This window comes from Pseudanabaena sp. BC1403 (assembly GCF_002914585.1).
In the GTDB taxonomy this organism is placed as follows: domain Bacteria; phylum Cyanobacteriota; class Cyanobacteriia; order Pseudanabaenales; family Pseudanabaenaceae; genus Pseudanabaena.
This window is the reverse complement of sequence record NZ_PDDM01000009.1, coordinates 22505-42653: the sequence shown is the minus strand read 5'-3', so window position 1 is coordinate 42653 and position 20149 is coordinate 22505. Positions and strand designations below refer to the sequence as shown.

At 44.3% G+C, this 20149-nt stretch carries 16 protein-coding genes; 8 read left to right on the top strand and 8 right to left on the bottom strand.

Going from position 1 to position 20149, the window contains the following annotated elements:
* Positions 1-132: 132 nt before the first annotated feature.
* On the bottom strand, positions 133-372 hold the full coding sequence (locus CQ839_RS10070; protein ID WP_103668150.1) for a hypothetical protein: 240 nt from the start codon (positions 370-372) through the stop codon (positions 133-135).
* Positions 373-505: 133 nt separating this feature from the next.
* Here CQ839_RS10070 and CQ839_RS10065 point away from each other — a divergent pair, with 133 nt between their 5' ends.
* Complete coding sequence (locus CQ839_RS10065; RefSeq protein ID WP_103668149.1) at positions 506-4315, top strand: NB-ARC domain-containing protein; 3810 nt, start codon at positions 506-508, stop codon at positions 4313-4315.
* A gap of 3 nt (positions 4316-4318) precedes the next feature.
* Positions 4319-4441: a hypothetical protein gene (locus CQ839_RS25680; RefSeq protein ID WP_258040687.1), complete on the top strand. Its 123-nt coding sequence runs from the start codon at positions 4319-4321 to the stop codon at positions 4439-4441.
* 40 nt (positions 4442-4481) lie between these two features.
* Here CQ839_RS25680 and CQ839_RS10060 read toward each other — a convergent pair whose 3' ends face one another.
* Positions 4482-5498, bottom strand: coding sequence for a YhcG family protein (locus CQ839_RS10060; protein ID WP_103668148.1), 1017 nt, complete (start codon positions 5496-5498; stop codon positions 4482-4484).
* Between the two features lie 481 nt (positions 5499-5979).
* On the opposite strand from CQ839_RS10060, the gene CQ839_RS10055 reads away from it, so the two are divergent.
* Positions 5980-7002 (top strand): J domain-containing protein, encoded by a 1023-nt coding sequence (locus CQ839_RS10055; RefSeq protein ID WP_103668147.1) that lies wholly within the window; start codon positions 5980-5982, stop codon positions 7000-7002.
* A 42-nt stretch (positions 7003-7044) separates the two neighbouring features.
* Here CQ839_RS10055 and CQ839_RS10050 read toward each other — a convergent pair whose 3' ends face one another.
* A complete protein-coding gene (locus CQ839_RS10050) occupies positions 7045-8067 on the bottom strand; it encodes a hypothetical protein (RefSeq protein ID WP_181016163.1) in 1023 nt (340 codons plus the stop codon).
* Between the two features lie 223 nt (positions 8068-8290).
* On the opposite strand from CQ839_RS10050, the gene CQ839_RS10045 reads away from it, so the two are divergent.
* The 4 genes from CQ839_RS10045 (at position 8291) to CQ839_RS10030 (ending at position 11491) form a co-directional block, all read left to right on the top strand.
* Positions 8291-8929 carry a CDP-alcohol phosphatidyltransferase family protein gene (locus CQ839_RS10045; protein WP_103668146.1) on the top strand — a complete coding sequence of 213 codons (639 nt, stop codon included), beginning with the start codon at positions 8291-8293 and terminating at the stop codon, positions 8927-8929.
* Positions 8920-9873, top strand: coding sequence for a phosphatidate cytidylyltransferase (locus CQ839_RS10040; RefSeq protein WP_103668145.1), 954 nt, complete (start codon positions 8920-8922; stop codon positions 9871-9873). The genes CQ839_RS10045 and CQ839_RS10040 overlap by 10 nt, the downstream gene beginning before the upstream one ends.
* Complete coding sequence (locus CQ839_RS10035; protein WP_103668144.1) at positions 9870-10511, top strand: 1-acyl-sn-glycerol-3-phosphate acyltransferase; 642 nt, start codon at positions 9870-9872, stop codon at positions 10509-10511. Before CQ839_RS10040 ends, CQ839_RS10035 begins: the two co-directional genes overlap by 4 nt.
* Positions 10512-10618: 107 nt before the next feature.
* Positions 10619-11491 (top strand): class I SAM-dependent methyltransferase family protein, encoded by an 873-nt coding sequence (locus CQ839_RS10030; RefSeq protein ID WP_103668255.1) that lies wholly within the window; start codon positions 10619-10621, stop codon positions 11489-11491.
* Positions 11492-11532: 41 nt separating this feature from the next.
* Here CQ839_RS10030 and CQ839_RS10025 read toward each other — a convergent pair whose 3' ends face one another.
* Positions 11533-13071, bottom strand: coding sequence for an NAD(P)H-hydrate dehydratase (locus CQ839_RS10025; protein ID WP_103668143.1), 1539 nt, complete (start codon positions 13069-13071; stop codon positions 11533-11535).
* A complete protein-coding gene (locus tag CQ839_RS10020) occupies positions 13071-14960 on the bottom strand; it encodes a protein phosphatase 2C domain-containing protein (RefSeq protein WP_103668142.1) in 1890 nt (629 codons plus the stop codon). Before CQ839_RS10020 ends, CQ839_RS10025 begins: the two co-directional genes overlap by 1 nt.
* Before the next feature lie 446 nt (positions 14961-15406).
* Between CQ839_RS10020 and hrcA the strand changes: the two genes are divergently transcribed.
* The gene (gene hrcA / locus CQ839_RS10015; protein WP_103668141.1) at positions 15407-16471 is read left to right on the top strand and encodes a heat-inducible transcriptional repressor HrcA; all 1065 of its coding nucleotides are present in this window, start codon (positions 15407-15409) and stop codon (positions 16469-16471) included.
* A 277-nt stretch (positions 16472-16748) separates the two neighbouring features.
* Here the strand turns inward: hrcA and CQ839_RS10010 are convergent, their stop codons facing one another.
* From CQ839_RS10010 to CQ839_RS10000, 3 genes are all read right to left on the bottom strand, one after another.
* Entirely contained in the window at positions 16749-17408 is a 660-nt protein-coding gene (locus CQ839_RS10010) for a TVP38/TMEM64 family protein (protein WP_181016171.1), read from the bottom strand.
* Positions 17409-17533: 125 nt separating this feature from the next.
* Positions 17534-18502, bottom strand: a complete 969-nt coding sequence (gene arsM / locus CQ839_RS10005) for an arsenosugar biosynthesis arsenite methyltransferase ArsM (RefSeq protein WP_103668139.1) — start codon at positions 18500-18502, stop codon at positions 17534-17536.
* A gap of 142 nt (positions 18503-18644) precedes the next feature.
* Positions 18645-19997 carry a PhoH family protein gene (locus CQ839_RS10000; protein WP_103668138.1) on the bottom strand — a complete coding sequence of 451 codons (1353 nt, stop codon included), beginning with the start codon at positions 19995-19997 and terminating at the stop codon, positions 18645-18647.
* Positions 19998-20149: the final 152 nt, after the last annotated feature.

Sequence of the window (20149 nt, the reverse complement as noted above, 5' to 3'; positions counted from 1 at the left end):
TGGCGAGTGGCTTGTTATAGAATAAGTAAATACAAGCGGCTAATATCAACTGTTCTTAAAATCTACCGTTCTGAGATTTCTTCTAAAACAAAGCGGCTCCCTCAAGAGAGCCGCTTTGTTTAACGGTGGCATTTAATGCCCTTTACGATCGCTTCTTTTCTCATTACCATTTTTGCGTGGTGCGATCGCTTGAATTAGCCTAGTCACAGCATTGATTGTTTGGGCAGTGTGCTTTAGAAGCATGGTAGTCGCTAAAACCCAAGCCAGTGGATTAGTGGGGTCGATCGCGAAGTTTGGTAATTCTAGGTTTGAATGTGTGGGCTGTGCGGGGTCGATGGTTTGAATTGCCTTGCCTTCTGTGTGATTCATCATGATTGAGTTACCTCGTATTTCTTTATGAATCAAGCTTATGGCTGCTAACTTGGGCGGAGATCCCCTGAAAGTTGCGCGAGGTAGAAAAATTGGTACATACTATGTAGAACTTTAGTAGATAGCCCACTGCTTGATGGATTGGAAAACTTTTCTTGAAGATATGAGCGATCGCTTACGCCTGACTCCAGAGCAGCGTAGGGTCTTTTTAGAGCGACTAGCCGATGAGAATTTTGAAGAGGGTGACGCTATGATTGCAACTCAACTCAGAATTGGTGTATCAGCTCTAAAGAAACACATGAGCGAAATTTACGATCGCGCAGGTCGAGAGTTTCCGTCATTAGCGAAGATCGAGAGTCGTGGAAAGCTAATAGAGCTACGGGCTTGTCTGAAGAAAGCCTGTAAAGAAGCTGCCTCAAACCAAAAGATCGAGGCGGAAATTAATGCTCAAATTCCGCCAGAGTTAGAAAGCTTAGAGAGCAAGAGCAGTCTGCAAACTACCCAAAAATCACCACTCAAAGCGGGTGCACCATTTCCAAGGGTACGGTTGCCTGATAACTTTGTGGAGCGAACAGATGCCTTGAAGGCGGTGAAGGCAAAACTCTTGGCGGTAGATGAGCGGACGTTGGTGGTTAGCGCGATCGCGGGTTTGGGAGGTCTGGGGAAGTCGGTCTTAGCGGCGGCGTTGGTGCAGGATCTAGAGGTACAGGCGCGGTTTGCGGATGGGATTTTGTGGGTGACTTTGGGGCAGAGTCCCGATCTCCAGACTTTGTTGGGGGATTGGATCAGGGAGTTGGATAAGTCACGGGAAGCTTTTAGCGCCAACACTTTAGAGTCAGCCTCGCGATATTTGCACAATCTGCTGGCGGAGCGGCAAATGTTGCTGGTGGTGGATGATGTCTGGAATGCCGCCCATGCGGAATGGTTTCGGGTTGGGGGTGAGGGCTGTCGGGTATTGGTGACGACACGGGAGGCTCAGATCGAGGGTGCGGACACTTATTCCTTAGCGTTGATGTCAGAATCTGAGGCGATCGCACTGGTGAGGCAAAAGTTAGGAACCAAGTGGCGGTCTGAGCAGGAGGTGGAGGTTAAAGCCTTTGCTAAGTTATTGGGTCGTTTGCCCTTGGCGTTAGATTTAGCGACAAATCAGGTGCGCGATGGTTTGAGTTGGGAGGAGTTGCGATCGGAGTTTGAGGCAGAGCGGCGATCGGTGGTATCGGGGATTGGGCGGCGATCGCGGGCGCTAAATCTGTTGGACTCTTCTGAGAAATGGGATGATTTGGATGAGAATGCCCAGCGTAAATATAGTTTGCAAGCTTGTTTTAATTTGAGTCTAAAGCGGCTGAATCACGATCAATTGCAACAATTTGCTTGGTTGGGGGTGTTACCAGAGGATGTGAATCTCAATAGTCGCATGGCTGAGGTGCTATGGGATTTACCACCGTTGCAAGCAAAGAAGATATTGATCATGCTACGAAATCGCTCGTTCCTGACGGATGGGGTGGCGACGATCGCGGAGGAGCCGACCTATCGAGTACATGATCTCATGCATGATATGGCGCGTAGCCTGAACGAAGAGGGGCTTCTTAGCTCTGAGCCTGTTCCGCCGTTACAACTTGCCCATCGGCAATTTCTGGAACGCTATCGAGAACGCGCATCAAATCACCGTTGGGATGGATTGCCTAATGATGGCTATATTCATCGTCATTTGACTTGGCATTTGGAACAGGCGAATTGGGATGATGAACTCCATGCTCTGATGTCGATGAGTGATGCTAAAGGACGCAATGCTTGGTTTGAAGCGTGCGATCGCCTTGGGCAACCTGCGATTTTTGTGGATGATGTGGCGCGGGGCTGGAAAATTGCGGAGCGTGGTTACGAAGGCAATCGGGCTGGGGCGATCGTCTTGCAATGTCGGTATGCGCTGATTACGGCAACGTTGAATAGTTTGGTGGAGAATTTGCCGATCGACATGATGGCGGAGTTTGTTAAGCAAAGCTTTTGGACGGTAGAGCAGGCTTGGGCTTATGTGGAGCAAATGCAAAATGAGCACAAGATCTCAGAATCTATTCGAGCATTAGTATCCTATCTATCCAAGTCATTGTTTCAAGTAGCTTTGCAAACAGCTAGGGAAATAAAGGATGAGTACAGTCGGGCAAGGGTATTGAGCGAACTGGCTAAGAGCGATTCCGCTTACTTTGATGAAGCTTTGCAAACAGCTAGGGAAATAAAGGATGAGTACAGTCGGGCAAGGGTATTGAGCGAACTGGCTGAGATCGATTCTGCTTACTTTGATGAAGCTTTGCAAGCAGCTAGGGAAATTAAGGATGAGTCCAGTCGGGCATGGGTATTGAGAAAACTGGCTAAGATCGATTCTGCTTACTTTGATGAAGCTTTGCAAGCAGCTAGGGAAATTAAGGATGAGTACAGTCGGGCATGGGTATTGAGCAAACTGGCTGAGATCGATTCTGCTTACTTTGATGAAGCTTTGCAAGCAGCTAGGGAAATTAAGGGTGAGTACAGTCGGGCATCGGTATTGAGCGAACTGGCTAAGATCGATTCTGCTTACTTTGATGTGCTGTTGCAAGCAGCTAGGGAAATTAAGGATGAGTCCAGGCGGGCATCAGTATTGAGCGAACTGGCTAAGATCGATTCCGCTTACTTTGATGAAGCTTTGCAAGCAGCTAGGAAAATGGAGGATGAGGACGGTCGGGCATCGGTATTGAGCAAACTGGCTAAGATCGATTCTGCTTACTTTGATGAAGCTTTGCAAGCAGCTAGGGAAATTAAGGGTGAGTACAGTCGGGCATCGGTATTGAGCGAACTGGCTGAGATCGATTCTGCTTACTTTGATGTGCTGTTGCAAGCAGCTAGGGAAATTAAGGATGAGTCCAGGCGGGCATCAGTATTGAGCGAACTGGCTAAGATCGATTCCGCTTACTTTGATGAAGCTTTGCAAGCAGCTAGGAAAATGGAGGATGAGGACGGTCGGGCATCGGTATTGAGCAAACTGGCTAAGATCGATTCTGCTTACTTTGATGAAGCTTTGCAAGCAGCTAGGGAAATTAAGGGTGAGTACAGTCGGGCATCGGTATTGAGCGAACTGGCTGAGATCGATTCTGCTTACTTTGATGTGCTGTTGCAAGCAGCTAGGGAAATTAAGGATGAGTCCAGGCGGGCATCAGTATTGAGCGAACTGGCTAAGATCGATTCCGCTTACTTTGATGAAGCTTTGCAAGCAGCTAGGGAAATTAAGGATGAGTCCAGTCGGGCATCGGTATTGAGCGAACTGGCTGAGATCGATTCTGCTTACTTTGATGAAGCTTTGCAAGCAGCTAGGGAAATTAAGGATGAGTTCAGGCGGGCATGGGTATTGAGCAAACTGGCTAAGATCGATTCTGCTTACTTTGATGAAGCTTTACAAGCAGCTAGGGAAATTAAGGATGAGTTCAGGCGGGCATGGGTATTGAGCGAACTGGCTAAGATCAATTCTGCTTACTTTGATGAAGCTTTGCAAGCAGCTAGGGAAATTAAGGATGAGGACAGTCGGGCATGGGTATTGAGCGAACTGGCTGAGAGCGATTCTGCTTACTTTGATGTGCTGTTGCAAGCAGCTAGGGAAATTAAGAGTGAGCACAGTCGGGCATGGGTATTGAGCAAACTGGCTAAGCAATCTCCTCAAAACTTTCTTTCTAACATCTATGAGGCAATCCTTGCGATTGTTCACAAACCCAGTCGCGCCGAAGCCATTAGTAGTTACATCTCTCAACTGTCTCCACCTTACGCTGAGTGGCAAACTCACCTCCATATCCTCGCTCACCGTCAGCGTTCAGACTTGATGAAAGATTTTGTTACCCTCTATCCCGCGATTCTTCACCTCGGAGGCACAGCAGCAGTAAGTGGTGTTATCGATGCCATGAGGCAAGTCTGTAGCCAGTGGAAGTAAATATTGCCAATCATTGAAGCTGTAGAAAATATCGCAGCTCCCACAGTTCAAAATCCTTTACCTGATCAGGTTTTGATTAATGCGATAGAAATAGAAGTCAAATGTTTGAAATTTCGGCAAGGCTGATACGATCGCATACCCAACATTCTCATCAAACTAAAAACGCCTACATTTCCCCTAACAACCTAGCCACCTGCTCTGGAGCAGGCAACTGTCCCTGCAACTCCAACGGCAAAGACGACACAATTTGATAAGTGGCAACCCCGATCGCTTGATTCGACTGCCGCAGCGCATACTCCACAATCGTCCGATCCTTCGACTTACAAAGAATAATCCCAATCGCCGCATTCTCACCCTCCAACCTCACGCGATCGTCCAAAGCCGCCAAATAGAACTGCATCTTCCCCACATATTCAGGCAAAAACTTCCCGATTTTTAACTCAACCGCCACCAAACACTTCAGCCCACGGTGATACAACAACAAATCAATAAAATACTCCTCATCACTAATCTCTAGACGATATTGACTACCCACAAAAGTAAACATCCCACCCATCTCTTGTAAAAATGGTTCCACCCTTGTCAAAATCGCCTTCTCAAGTTCGCGTTCACTATGTTCATCCGCTAATTCCAGAAAATCAAATGTGTATACATCCTTAACCGCAAGTTTGGCGCGATCGCGCATCTCCTCTGACAAAGTGTGATCGAAATTTGTTTGATTCAGCAAAGTTTTTTCGTAGGTCTTGTTCTCAATTTGGTGAATCAACACATTTTTTGTCCAGCCAAATTTTTGTGTCATGCGAATGTAAAACTCTCTCTGCAAATCGTCCTTACACTTCTCTAAGATCACCAAATTATGAGTCCAGCCAATTTCTGCAACCAATGGTTGCAGTTTTTCATTTGTGCGGTAGGTTACATAAAAATTTCGCATATTCCAAATATTTCGCGCCGAAAATCCAGCCATCCCATGAAACTCGACCTGCAAATCCTGAGCTAATTGTTCCACCACTGACTTACCCCAACCAGTGCTCTCTTGACGAGTAACGATCAACTCACCAATATCCCAATAAAGCGCCATTAACTCTCGATTAACCGCCTTTAAAGCCTCATACTGAGCAGCACGAATCCGATACTTCACCGCCACTAACAAACTTCGATAATCTTCTGTAACTTCAATTGTCATATCTTTAGACTGTTACAACACTAAAGGAATATCACTCAGCATCGATACTAGTAATGAGAAATAAAAACATACTGTAAGTGTAATATAGCCTACTCATTAGCTTATGCCTTGAACAGCAAGCTTAATCTTTCAACTAATTCATCCATTGCAAGCTGAAATGATTTTGCAAAGGATGGCACAGGCAAGCGATCGCCATTATTTTCAAACATAGAAATTGGGCGATCGCTAAATCTGACATTCCTTTAAGACTGAACTAGTATAATGACGCTAACATAGCGATCGCAATTAATATTTGTTAAATCAATGAGTCTAGTTATCGATGTTTCCTGCGGAGCAAAAGATAATTTGGGCGCTTCGCGCATCCACTTATCTTGAATAAACTTCAAAACGGCATTGCCATTTTGAAGTTTGGTATTATAACTGATGGTACGATTCTACTGGATGACAGTTTTGACACTTATCTCCTCCTTATTTAACATCTATGGCGCGACAATCTAAATCCACTAATCCTGCTGCTACCTCTTCTCAAGGTTATCTTGGGCTTTCTGACTTGAGGAATCGGCTCAATTTTTTGGAAAAGGAAAATGATAAACTGCTCAAACAAATTGAGTCAAACCGTACTAAGTTAAACAATCTCAACGATAGCATTAAGGATGTTGGGATTCAGATCGCTCAACGCATCGCCCCTTTTCGTCAAAAAATATTGGAACTCGATCACCAAATTCATGATGTATTTAAGGAAATCTTTGCTGGCAGAAAGTTAGGGAAGAAATCTCGAAAAGATATCGAGTCAGTTTACTATCATCTCCAAGCAGATGGGCTGATCAGTCCTCAAAAGTTGCCTACTGCTGCTGATGTGGAAGTTGATGATTCTGAGGATGAGTCGGAATGGAGAGGCTATGAGAGGAGATCGCATCAGGAAGTTATGGAAGATATTGCAAGACCCGATCGAGATGATCTAAAAAAGATTCGCCAGCTTTTTTTGCGCCTAGCCGATCGCTTTCATCCCGACAAAGTTACTGATGAAGTGGAAAAAGCTTTTCGTACTGAGGTGATGAAGGAAATTAATCTGGCTTATCAAAATGGCGATTTGGCTAGGCTTTTGGAGATCGAAAAGCAGCAGGAGTTGGAGGCATTGATCGATCGCGATAGTTCCGATGATCTGACCCGACATTGCGCAAAGGTGGAGTCAGAAAATTCTTTTCTCAAAGAACAGCTTGCTACGCTCAAGCAGCAACTTAAACTCACAAAGAAAACTCAACAGGGCGAAATGACTGCTGTTTTTAAGAAGATCACTAAATATGGCGGAGATCCTATTGGTGAAGCTCTATTTGAGGTTGAGGCTCATGTCGAAGTCGTTGAACAATTACATAAATTTGTGCTTGATTTTCGCGATCGCCGCATCACAATTCAAGAGTTTTTGAGGGTGCCTACAGATTTAATGCAGCAGCAAATGACGGAAGAGGAGTTGATGTTAGAGTTTTTATCGCAATTTCAGCGGTAAAACCCAAAAGATAATTGCGGCGCGAAGCGCGACAATTATCTTTTATAACTTTTGCATGTCAAGTTTGAGAAAGCGATCCACTGCTTGATACATCCAATAGAGAGGCATCTTCGGATCAGAACTAGTTTTCTGAAATCCTAAGCCTCCTGCTAACGCGGCATAATTGGGATGAATGATTAAAGTGTACATATCCCATAGATTTGGGAAATCTTGCTGCATTCGCTGGAGAGTTTGTTGAGAATCCAGCAAAAGACTAGGCTGAGATGCTTGTCGATATTCACTATCAATCACCCAGCTTCTCACAAAAATAGACTGACAAGTTTCATCTCCTGCCAAAGCCATCTGAAAAGGATCGATATCAGAAACTTGACTCAAATGCAGTCCGCGACTTGGCGGTTCAAAAAACTTTATTTCTGATTCCCGTTTAGTCGGATAGAAAGCATAGAAACCAACAGGGTTTTGATTGTCACTACGACGCAATACCCTTAAGCCTGTCGCATATTGACCAGCCCAATCGCGGAGAATATTGGCAATGCGATAGGTGACTGCATCGTTATTGCGATTGAGCCAGTTGTAGTTACTAGCTAACAAATTTGCGATCGGGATCGCATCACTACGCGGGTCAAAGGCATCGATCGCAAAGCTTATATTTGAGTCTTGATTATCACTTTTAAGCAGATCTGGAAGTGGTTGAATTTTTACTTGGGTGCAGTTGCCGTCAAACTGTTTTTGAATTAGCCCCAAATCAACTAGTTTATTCAGCATCATCCCCGCCGAGCGATCGCCTCCACGCTCTTTGTCGCTATAAAACACATCAGCTGCCTCAAGACAACTACATTCAACCCATCCTTGAGGAAACGATAACTCTGTAAGTGGTGGTTTCGGGAGTACTTTTCGCGCTTGGCAATCTTTTAAAAATAGGTAGAGTGCTAGTCGCACAAAACAATCGGCTCTGCGCCGAGTCATCCCGATTCTTTTAAGTAGCAGCGCTACATAATGTTGTTGGATTGTTTCTGAAAGCCATTGCTCAAGGGCTTCAGGTCGAATTGCTGGCGAACCTAACATAAGTTACCAATTAGCTGGAGATCCAAGTTTTTTTGCCTTCGGCAAAAAACTATTGGGATTTATTAATCAAATATAACAAGCTTTTTCAAAAAACTTCGATCTACTTCGATCTACTTCGACCTACTTCTTCACACTTCTAGGCGATCGCAGTCTGCTCGATCAAGTCATTCTCACTACAAAGGTACAGGTTGCATGATTAGCTCATGAGTTTTCGGAGAAGCTAATGATTTCAATCTACCAATGCAAATCAGCCTTTCAAAATCTGCTCCGCCCATTAGTAGTCCAATTGGCAACATGGCAAATTTCTCCTAATCAAGTTACGGGAGCAGCGATTTTTTTGTCAGGGGTGACGGGACTAGCACTTGTGCAAAGTACGCAACTCGCGCATCCTTTTTTGCCCACGACGCAACAGGTTCTTTGCTCTCTGCCGATCGCCTTATTAGTCCGTATGGGGCTGAATGCGATCGATGGAATGCTAGCTCGCGAACATGATCAGAAATCAGCCTTGGGCTGCATTCTCAATGAGATGGGAGATGTCATTTCCGATGTTTTTCTCTATCTACCATTTGCGCTAATTGCTGATATTTCTGCTCCCTTGATTGTTGGAATTGTAATATTAGCGATCGCTTCGGAAATGGTCGGGGTCTTAGGTTATGAGATTGACCGTAAACGCCATTACGAAGGCCCAATGGGCAAAAGCGATCGCGCCTTAGTATTTGGTGTAATCGGCTTGATCCTCGGTTTAGGAATTGCTCCCACTCAATGGCTCAATATCCTTTTAATTGGAGTGATTTTTCTGCAAATTTGGACAATTATTAATCGCACTCAAGGAATGTTACAGGAGGTAGAAGCATGGAAATAAATTTAGCTGCACCAGTGTTAATTACCCTCGCTGGAATTTTTGGACTACTTGCGATCGCTACCCTTACCGTCCTCGGTTTAGCGCTCAGTCATTGGGATACAGACTATAGCGAACTAAACGCTCGTATCAAATCTTGGTGGGTGATGGTAACTATTTTTAGTCTCGCCATATTACTAAAACATCCCGCTTCTATCATCTTCTTTATGTTTCTCAGTTTTATCGCTCTCCGAGAATATCTTTCAGTAATTCCCACTCGATTTAGCGATCGCCGCGTTTTACTCTGGGCATACCTTGCCATAGTTCTCCAATACTTCTGGATTTATATTGGTTGGTACGGAATGTTTTTAATTTTCATTCCCATCTATATGTTCTTGCTCCTTCCAATGCGCATGTTGCTCAATGGTGAAACCGAAGGTTTTTTAAATGCGATCGGGACAATCCATTGGGGGCTGATGCTGAATGTATATACGATTAGCCACCTCTCTTACCTAATCATGCTGCCATCAAGCGGCAATCCGATCGCAGGTGGTACAGGCTTATTAGTTTATCTATTGCTGCTGACGGAAATCAACGATATTTCTCAATATATCTTTGGCAAGCTATTTGGTCGCCATAAAATCATTCCCAAAGTCAGTCCCAATAAAACCGTTGAAGGATTGCTAGGAGGAGTTTTGACAACTACTGGGTTAGCAATCGCCTTAGCACCTTGGTTGACTCCTTTTGATTTAATCCATGCTGGTTTTCTAGGGCTATTGCTCAGCCTGACAGGATTTATCGGAGATGTGAATATCTCTGCTCTGAAAAGAGATTTGGGCATTAAAGATAGCGGCAATCTGCTGCCTGGACATGGTGGCATTTTGGATCGCATTGATAGCCTTACTTACACAGCTCCTCTATTTTTCCACTTCACAGTTTATTTTTACTTCCAAGGACAATTGCTATGAAACAAATTATTAGCGTTATCTTCTTTCTAACCACAAAAATCATTGTCTTAGTCCTGCTAGGATTACGCATTCAACATCGTGAGAGATTACCCACAACTGGCCCCGCCATTCTTGTCGCAAATCACAATAGCCATCTAGATACCCTTGTTCTCTTGTCACTTTTCCCTTTGTCAAAGGTGCAGCATCTTCGCCCCGTCGCCAATGAGGAGTATTTTCTCCAGCAAAACCCTTGCTTAGCATGGTTTGCACGTCACATTCTACATATTATTCCCGTTTCAACTGAATCGGGTAACTGTCGAGATAATTGCAGCAACCATCGCAATTTCTTTAAAAACTGTGCCGATGCGATCGCCGAAAATCAGATTCTTATTCTCTATCCTGAAGGCACTAGAGGCACTCCTGAAAGCATCGGTGAGTTTAGAAGTGGCATCGCCCATCTAGCCAAGCAACATCCTCATGTACCGATCGTTCCCATTTTTCTACATGGTCTAGGCAAAGCTCTCCCCAAAGGCGACTTTCTCATCGTCCCATTACTCTGCTCGATCTGCATTGGTGAAGCCATGTACTGGAATGGACAAAAACAAACCTTTCTCCAGCAACTAACAGAGCGCGTTCAGGCGCTGTCAGCAGAAAAATGAGCCAAGAACTCAAGTTCTTGGCTAAAAGCTCAAGTCCACTGAAGTGGCCTAAAGAATACTTCAGATTGAATATACTTTTTCCTTTTTCCTTCCCAACAGAGGTTATTATGCTACAAAAAACATTTCCCACCTACGAACAACTTTTGCTCCCTCTACCAATCTGGAATCCTAAAGCTTGGTACTACGGATTGATGAATCTTTCTCTCAAAACCATTGGCAAACTATCGCGAGGCATTCAGATCGGATTTCAGTATGGTTTTGATTCAGGTGTGATGCTGGAGTATGTTTATAAAAATCAGCCCAGTGGCATTACTCCTCTAGGAACTCTCATTGACTGGTTCTATCTCAATTCTCAGGGATGGCGCGGCATTAGATCGCGATCGCAGTTGATGAAAACCACACTCCACAGAGTTTTACAGTCCTATCAACAACAAAATATTCCTTGTCATTTGTTGGATGTTGCTTGCGGTGGTGGTCGCTACGATCTAGAGGTGTTGCAAGAATTTGAACAAGAATTGGGGAATAATGCGATCGCAGCAACCCTACGCGATTACAAATTAGAGAATGTTACCAAGGCTCGTCAACTAGCAACCCAGTTCGGAGTTGATGCCCAGATCGAACAGGCTGATGCGTTCAATGACGAAGATCTAGATCGGGTACTACCAAGACCAAACTTGGTAATTGTGTCTGGACTGCATGAGATTTTGCCCAATGATGCGCTGATTAAAAATCACTTTCAGCAACTTTATCGGATTCTCGATGCATCAGGGACACTGATTTTCACGATTCAGCCACAGCATCCTCAACTAGAAATGATTGCCCGTACTTTGCCAGCACATACGGGACTTCCTTGGATAATGCGGGTGCGTTCTTGGGAACTCATTCGTCAATGGGCTGAAGCGGCTGGTTTTCAAAACTTTCAGGTACAAATGGAAGAAAATGGCATCTTTGGAGTTGTCACGACTGAAAAGCACATCTGATTTGCTGTCCTAATGTATTGGGAGATTCAATTTGCCTAACGTTAATTGATTCTCTCAAATGGCAATAAATTTTGAGCAAGAGTCACAGGATCAACGCCCATTTCCGTGCGCTGACTTGCTAGCCAGATCGCTGCTTGAGAATGCCAAACTGTCGCCGCGATCGCTACATCACTTGCTGCCATGCCTTGCGCTAAAATCCCACCAATCATACCTGCTAGAACATCACCACTGCCTCCTCTTGCCAAAGCTGGTGTGCTTTCTGGATTGACCCATGTCTGTGATGTTTTGCCCTGAGGAAACGCGATCGCCGTTCTTGCACCCTTAAGTAAAATAGTTGCTTGTGTTTGATTGACCGCAGTTTGCAGAGCCTCTAATCTTTCAACTTCACTCAGCTCTGGAAATAAGCGACAGAACTCACCCCAATGTGGTGTCATAATCAGCGCACTATTACGCTGACTCAATTTTTTGGTAATTTGAGATTTACGCATTGTAGCTAAAGCATTTAATCCATCGGCATCCAGAACTAAAGGGCGATCGCTATCTATCATCTGTTCCACAATTGGGAAAGCCTCAGCAGAAAGCCCACAACCACAAGCGATCGCTTGATATTTTCGTAAATCGAGATCAGGCAATGAGGCGATCGCTCCAGATTCTGTTTCAGGACAGCCAATGATGAGAGCATCAGGAACTTGGGCAAGAATCAAAGATTTGAGAGAATTTGGAACAGCGATCGATAACATGCCCACCCCTGTAGCCTTTGCGCCCATAGAGGCAAGAAGGGCAGCACCACCATATTTCTGAGAACCAACAACTAGCAGTAAATGCCCAACTTCATACTTATGAGTTATGGGATTACGTGTCATAGGAAGGCGATCGCGCATTACTGCTTTAGGATTAATTCGCCATAATGGATGTTGCTCACCAAGGATCTGAAGTACAAATTTTTCGGGAATATCAAACCCGATCCTTTCGAGATTACCAACATATGGCGTAGCAGCTTCTGTCAGCAAGCCTCGCTTCCATAAGCCTAAACAAAAGGTATTGGTAGCACAAATCGCCGTTCCCATTACATCACCGCGATCGGTGTGGATTCCTGATGGCAGATCAATGCTGAGAACTGGGATTTGCCAATTATTATTGATCGTGTTGATCGCGATCGCGACATCGCCAACCACATCCCGCTCTAATCCAAAGCCAAAGATACCATCGATTAGCAAATCGCAATCTTGCAATGCTTCCAAACTCACAAAAGGAATACCTAAACTTTTGGCATAGCACCCATGAACTCGTGTTAAAGGTTTAGATTTTGTGAACGGGGTATAAATTTTGACCTGTCGCCCTTGATGATGTAGTTCTCTCGCGATCACCAAGGCATCACCGCCATTATGACCAGAGCCAACTAGTACACCAATCCGCCCATAGGATTGAGCAGGATAGAGTTCGGTTAACCTTTGGCTAATCCGCAAGGCGACCTTTTCCATTAGGGCAGCTACGGGCATACCTGCCTGAAAAATCAAATTCTCGATCGCTTGCACTTGTGCAGCCGTAGCGATCGCCTGTGCGGAGAGAAGACTATTCATTAAGGAACGAATCTCTGGAGACTAGTCGGTAAGTTTTGACGCACCCAGTTCTTAACTTCAGGAAACTGCATTGCTGCTAAGCCACTACCCAAAATCAGAGCCACTAAAATCAAAATGATAATAAAAGTACTATTGGTTTGCTTTGGCACTGCAAACTCTGTCTTAGCCGAATCGATATCGATAGATTTAGCATTATCTTCCATCTCAAACTCGGTCTCTTCTGAATCTTTAGAGTTTGGTGAAGTCAAAGCCAGTGCGCCTGCGGCATCTCCAGACTCAGGCTGGATGTCTTCAGTATCTATATCTTCTTCAGAACTATGAGTTGATGCGGGGATACTATTTTCGGTTGCCAAATCCTCATCAGCATCGGCGGGTGCAAATCGACAGCGCATCAGTGCAACCGTAATATTGTCATGTCCATTAAGTTCATTTGCCTTATCAATCAGATCTTGGCAACTACGGTCAAGAGGCTTATTTTCACTTACAACAGGGAGGAGATAGCCATCATAAATTTGCTCGACCCGATCAAAGTCACTCAACCCATCAGAGCAAAGCAGCAAGAGGCAATCTTCATCAATGAAAAATCTCTGCACTCGCGGCACTAGCATATCGGAACCTCTTGTTCCTAAAGCCTGAATCAAAGCGCCGCCATCGATGCGTTGGGAAGAATAGGCATAAAAGTTATAGCCAAGAGTGGTTTCGCGAGTAGCCACATCATCATCGAGGGTGACTTGACGTAAATTGTCTTTAGTGACGCAGTACAGACGGCTATCGCCGACATGCACGACATAGACCTCATTGCTGTTATTGCCGTTAGGACGAGGCATGACTGCCATCACCAGCGTTGTCCCCATGCGTTGCTGAGCATGACGCTGCTGCTGGTCATTAATTGCCACAATTTGATTGTTAACAACGCGAGCCACCATTTCCAATTGGGCAATAAAACCCTGAGCAGAAAAATCGGGATCGTTTTCAGCTTGTTGTAATAAAGTTTTCAGTTGTTGTTCGAGGGTCTTAATTGCGAGAGAACTTGCCACTTCACCGCCCTCATGTCCTCCCAGACCATCACAAACGATCGCTAAGCGATCGCGTAGACTATCAACCTGTTCAGAGCGCTTTTGGCGTTTCACATCAGGATAGCAAGCATCTTCATTATGTTCACGCTGCTGTCCGACATCACTAGCACTGGCTATTCGCACTGTGAGGGGTTGATTTTCCATCACCTTGAGTGACATTTGATCGAGATAGGCGATCGCACTATTGATGTCATATTCGCCACGCCCCAGACTATAGAAAAATTCAGCGATCGGTTCCGCGATCTCAGGCTTAGCCAGATCCAGCCATTGCACCCATATATCACCTAATTGCGAGATATGCACGGCGGCAACATCTGCTTGCAATTCCAACAAGCGCACCCACATGCCATCGACCCGCACTAATTTGGGATCGATCAAGGTACGCGCCATATTTTGCTCAGCCAGAGGTTCCCAGAGGTTTAGGACTTGCCAGAGCAAATTAATTTGCCGCAAAGCTGATGCTTCCGCCCATACCTCAGCCAAGGTCGGGCAAAGATTGCCTTTGCGATCGATCGGCACATTTTCTAATAAAAATATTTCAGAAATACTTAGTTCTTCGCCCATTAGCAATAAGCCATATGGTCGGGGTAAATGCAAGCTCAGTCTAGACAGCTTCAAATAAGACACCACATAGGTCTGAAATTCAAGTGGCAACTCTGGCAGTGAGTATGTATCCGTATCAACAACAATTTGTGAGGAGAGGACACGATAGCGATCGCCAATCAGCGCATTGGGCGGAAATGCATCGGTATCAAGACCAACTGCCCAAAGATATTGCTGCTCAACTGCCGTAGCCTGATCTTGTTTTTCCATGAAGATTATTGATCGCTTACCAAAATTGTGTGGTGGACTTAGGGAAGAATATAGCGAAAAGCTCAGGTGTCTTAGAATTTATTTACAGTAACAAATTTAAGGTCAGGATAAGCGGCTCTAAGCGATATCTACCAATAAATTAGAAGTTTGACCTGTTTGTTCAATAAACATTTGGCTATTGTAGCGAAACAGCGAGACTATTTTTATGGATTTACATCTTGTTTTGGGGCGTTCAAATCTACAAATGTTAGATGACTGTACAACTTGTTACCAGATTTCTTTAGAATCTGGTTATTCTAGTACTTAGACTTTAATCAAAAGTTTAATTTAACAGTAAAAATTTAATACTTACTTTTTTTATTCCATTTATTTTTTTGATTTATTTTTTCGATTTTTATCAAAACCTTTTTTATAAATTTTTCAACATTATTTCACTGCCTTAACCCATGAAGCAACACCTCACCAATCGCGAACAAAAAGTTCTTTGGGCAACTATCGATCACTATATTTTAACAGCAGAACCAGTTGGCTCTAAGGCTTTGGTGTCAGGTTATGACTTTGATATTAGCCCTGCCACGATTCGCAATGTGATGAATATGCTCGATCGCAGTGGTTTGCTATTTCAGCCGCACACATCAGCGGGGCGAGTCCCCTCGGACTCTGGCTATCGAGTCTATGTCGATGAATTGATCGATCCTGCCAGCGAGCTAACCTATAGTACGCATCAGTTTCTTGCTAGTAAGAGCGATCGCCTCGGCAAGTCCAGTCTAGATGGGGTGATGCGTGATGTTGCTCAGATTCTAGCAACCCTGAGCGGTTGCATCGCTGTAATTACATCTCCAAATATGCAAACGATGCGGATACGGCATTTGCAATTAGTAATGGTGGATGATTGCAAAGTCATGGCGATCGCAGTTAGCGATACTTATCACACTGCCTCAGTAACGATGGATTTACCCACCGAAACTAAGCCCGAAGTTTTGGAAGGCGAATTAAATATTCTTAATAATTTCTTGAATGAACATTTGCGTGATAAGAACTGGTCGGAGCTAAATAGCGCTTTGCAGTGGGACGATCTTGATCGCCAGTTTCAGAATTATGCGGTGTTGTTACAGCAGTCCTTGCAACAGCTTATGAAACTATGCGATCGCACCGCTCTGGGACAAATGTTTATTAGTGGCTTAACGGAGTTATTACGCCAACCTGAGTTTTCTAATCTGCGTCAGGTGCAAAATATTGTGCAGTTACTAGAAGCAGATCGCGCTTCGTTAATGGCGCTAATTATCGATCAGCCCACTCCTTCCGCAAATTCCGTAAGCATCAGAATTGGTTCCGAAATTTCAATTGAGCCAATTCAAAACTGTACATTTATTTCTAGTACTTATCTCTGTGATGATAAGCCCGTAGGGACAGTGGGCGTATTAGGTCCAACCAGATTGGGTTACACAAGGGCGATCGCTTCTGTACAAGCCGCCGCGTTACATCTAACTGATGCGATTAGTAAATGGTAGATCAACAGGCAAAGCACCTGCTAAGCAGGTGCTTTGCCTGTTTGGATAAAAAAATGGCGTAGCCATTTTTTATCCAAACAGGGTTTGGTTTTAATTTACAAAAATGTGACGACACTTTTGTGAATTGGTATTACTTAAGAAACCATTTAAGAATTGTCTAGATCCCCCCCAGCCACCCTTAAAAAGGGGGGAGAATTAAATTCTTCCCCCTTTTTAAGGGGGATTGAGGGGGATCTCTTAGAGCTTTTGACCGCAGAAAGTATTTCTTAAATGGTTTCTAATTGCTGATTTCAGAGATCGCCTTACGCGCAATGCTTGTCACATATAGCGTTACAGCAACTGTGGCAATAAAACCAACAATCCGAATTACCCACTGAATTGTGGAATCTGTAGGCTGATTTTCGCTGCCAATACGGGCAATATCTCCAGCCAGAGAACCGATATAGACATACATCACCGTTCCAGGGAACATGCCCACTGAGGCTAGAGCATAGTCTTTGAGCGTAACTCCCGTGACACCAAATGCATAGTTAAGTAAATTAAATGGAAATACTGGGGATAGTCGCGTTAAGAGAACGATTTTGAATCCCTCATGGGCAACAGCTCGATCGATCGCAGCAAATTTTTCGTTGCCTTCAATCTTCTTGCCAATCCAGTCACGGGCTAAATATCGCCCAACCAGAAAAGCTGCGATCGCACCCAAAGTCGCACCAACAAAAACATAGAGAGAGCCTAAGACAACGCCAAATAGCACGCCTGCACCTAAAGTCAAAAGCGAACCTGGAATGAAGGCGACCGTAGAAACAATATAAATGAGCACAAAGACAAGCCCACCAATATAGCCTAGGCTTTCTACCCATTTCAAGGCTGAGCGAATTAGCTCTTGGGGATTGAAGTTTTGGATAGCGGGATCTTGTGCAAAGGCAGGACTAACCATAAATCCATTGCTCAATAAAAATGCGATCGCTACAAAAAGAAAGAGCAGCAAATACGAAGATGCATAAAAGTGTTGCTCCCTTTTGTCTCTGGGAGAGAAACTAGGAGTGAGGGCTTTCTTATTAATTAGCAACATCCACCACCGTTGTAGTGCCAAGTGGAATCTGTGATCATCACCTCTTGAGGAAACTTCTCCGCAAGTTTTGAAGCGGTTTTATCGCATACAGAAAGCGGGTTACCACGCTGCAAAACATGCCCAGCACGATCATCTAAAGATGAGTCAGAGCCGCTATAAACTGCGGTTTTACCTGTAAACACGCAGGCTCCATCACTAGGAATGGGAACCTTAAATGATACGGAATCTAAGCTCTCTAACATTAGCGGTGTATCCAAATCAAAGCTATGAGTATCAAGCAAACGATAGGGACGACGAGCACGGACTTCTATCTGTCCAAATCCTACTTCAACGAGATAATGAATATATTGATCATAGGTTAATGCTCCTGATAGACACATGGCGCGGAGACGTTCATCAGATTGGAGGTTGGTGGGAATAGGACGAGTTGCGATCGGGTCACTCATAATTAATCTTCCCTTAGGCTTGAGAACTCGATAGACTTCTTTTAAAGCTCGTTGTAAGTCTTGAGGCTCAAAAATATTAAATAGACAGTTTTGGGCAACCACATCTACTGAGGCATCGGCAACGGGTAAGGCAAAAGCATCTCCTTCTAGGATATTTACAAAATCAGGATCAAACCAATCATTCTCTTGAGCTGCTAATTGTAAATTATGACCAGCAACTTCACGCATCGCCGCGACAGGATCGACGGCAATAACACCTCCTTTTCGACGACAGAAATACGCAAATTGAAGAGCCTCTAAACCACCGCCAACGCCAATATACAGGACTGTTGGGTTACCCCGTAATTCTGTAGGATGGATGGTTGTCCCACAGCCATAGTTCATCTGCTCAATGATTTGAGGGATTTTGAGATTTGGATATTGCAGTGGTGGTGTACTGATGCAGCACAAACCAACTTGTGGAGTTTTTGCGGCTTCCGCATAAAATTCGGCAGTAGTTTCGAGATAGCTCATGAAGAATTGACTCAAGAAGAATGATTGGATCTACAACAACAAATTACTGCCTTAGTTTAGCTTTTTTCCTTGTTGCATCATCGTCGCATAAAAACAAAAAGATGAGAGGCGGCACTTTGTGCCGCCTCTCATCTTTTTGGGCTTAAAGAAGTTCGGTAGAACGTTCTGCTAACTGAGAGCGTTCACCCTTACTAAGGGTAATATGCCCCGCCAGAGGATCATTTTTAAATCGTTCAACCACATAGGTTAGCCCGTTACTTGCAGCGTCGATATAGGGATTATCAATTTGTTCAGGGTCACCAGTTAGAACTACTTTTGTCCCTTCACCAGCACGGGTAAGAATAGTTTTAAGCTCATGGGGCGTGAGGTTTTGGGCTTCATCCACAATCAGAAATTGCTGAGGAATAGTTCGTCCTCGAATGTAAGTGAGAGGTTCAATCTGAAGCAGTCCTCTTTCCATTAGATCTTCATGTCCTCGCCGAGTATGGGGATGAAGACTACGCTTTTCTTTAGGACCTTTAGGAGACTGCGAGCCAAAAATCAGATCAAAATTATCGTAAATCGGTTGCATCCAAGGTGTGAGTTTTTCTTTGATGTCCCCTGGGAGAAAGCCAATGTCTTTACCCATAGGAATTACAGGACGCGAGATCAGCAGTCTAGTATATACTCGCTCATCGGCAACTTTGTGCAATCCCACCGCGATCGCTAACAAAGTCTTCCCAGTACCAGCTTTACCAACGAGAGTAACCAAGGGAATTGCATCATTGAGCAAAAGATCGAGGGCAAATTTCTGTTCGCGATTACGCGCATTGATGCCTACAATCCCTGAATTGACCAGCTTATTGATGGCTACGAGTTTGGTAGAATTTTGGCTGCTATTACTGGCGATCGCTAGCGCAGTATGAGATGGATTGAATTGATCAACTAGCATCACTGCTTGATTAGGGCAGCGTTCGCCATCAATTGTAATCGCGTCATTTTTAAAAAGTTGATCGATTTTTGTCGGATCTACGGTTACTTCAGTAATACCTGTATAGAGTTCTGAAATATCAACCTTATTGGTCTCGTAATCTTGGGCTTCCAGTCCTAAAGCATCGGCTTTGATGCGAAGGTTGGTATCCTTGCTGACCATGACGACTCGACATTGACAACTGCGCTTGAGTTCGAGCGCAACTGCAAGAATAGCATTGTCATTGCGATCGCCTTCAAGTTCAATAGGCAAGGTTTTTAAAGTTTCGCGATCGCACAGGGCAACTCGCAGTAGTCCCCCATTTTCGAGATCAATGCCTTTGATAATATTCCCTTGAATTCTCAATTCGTCTAAGGATCGTGACACCTGACGCGCATTGCGTCCGATCATCTCAGGCTGTTTTTTAAAGCGATCAAGTTCTTCAATAATCGTCATCGGTAAGACGACTTCATTATCTTCAAAGCGTTTCATTGCAGTTGGATCGTACAACAGCACATTAGTATCAAGCACAAAAATCTTTTTCATATAGTTGCACTTTGAATAGTCAGAGGATAGGCGCTGCTTAGTGCTTTCTATCCTTAGAATTAATCTTGACACCTTTGAGATGTTTATGTGGGCTTTGTGTAGCGATCGCTACAATGCTTAACTCAATGCAATCTAGTCCAAACCAATAAATT

Excerpts from the sequence above, each read along its gene's own strand:
- CQ839_RS10070 (WP_103668150.1), bottom strand. The coding sequence starts at position 372 with ATGATGAATCACACAGAAGGCAAGGCAATTCAAACCATCGACCCCGCA.
- CQ839_RS10065 (WP_103668149.1), top strand. The coding sequence starts at position 506 with ATGGATTGGAAAACTTTTCTTGAAGATATGAGCGATCGCTTACGCCTG.
- CQ839_RS10060 (WP_103668148.1), bottom strand. The coding sequence starts at position 5,498 with ATGACAATTGAAGTTACAGAAGATTATCGAAGTTTGTTAGTGGCGGTG.
- CQ839_RS10055 (WP_103668147.1), top strand. The coding sequence starts at position 5,980 with ATGGCGCGACAATCTAAATCCACTAATCCTGCTGCTACCTCTTCTCAA.
- CQ839_RS10050 (WP_181016163.1), bottom strand. The coding sequence starts at position 8,067 with ATGTTAGGTTCGCCAGCAATTCGACCTGAAGCCCTTGAGCAATGGCTT.
- CQ839_RS10045 (WP_103668146.1), top strand. The coding sequence starts at position 8,291 with ATGATTTCAATCTACCAATGCAAATCAGCCTTTCAAAATCTGCTCCGC.
- CQ839_RS10040 (WP_103668145.1), top strand. The coding sequence starts at position 8,920 with ATGGAAATAAATTTAGCTGCACCAGTGTTAATTACCCTCGCTGGAATT.
- CQ839_RS10035 (WP_103668144.1), top strand. The coding sequence starts at position 9,870 with ATGAAACAAATTATTAGCGTTATCTTCTTTCTAACCACAAAAATCATT.
- CQ839_RS10030 (WP_103668255.1), top strand. The coding sequence starts at position 10,619 with ATGCTACAAAAAACATTTCCCACCTACGAACAACTTTTGCTCCCTCTA.
- CQ839_RS10025 (WP_103668143.1), bottom strand. The coding sequence starts at position 13,071 with ATGAATAGTCTTCTCTCCGCACAGGCGATCGCTACGGCTGCACAAGTG.
- CQ839_RS10020 (WP_103668142.1), bottom strand. The coding sequence starts at position 14,960 with ATGGAAAAACAAGATCAGGCTACGGCAGTTGAGCAGCAATATCTTTGG.
- hrcA (WP_103668141.1), top strand. The coding sequence starts at position 15,407 with ATGAAGCAACACCTCACCAATCGCGAACAAAAAGTTCTTTGGGCAACT.
- CQ839_RS10010 (WP_181016171.1), bottom strand. The coding sequence starts at position 17,408 with ATGGTTAGTCCTGCCTTTGCACAAGATCCCGCTATCCAAAACTTCAAT.
- arsM (WP_103668139.1), bottom strand. The coding sequence starts at position 18,502 with ATGAGCTATCTCGAAACTACTGCCGAATTTTATGCGGAAGCCGCAAAA.
- CQ839_RS10000 (WP_103668138.1), bottom strand. The coding sequence starts at position 19,997 with ATGAAAAAGATTTTTGTGCTTGATACTAATGTGCTGTTGTACGATCCA.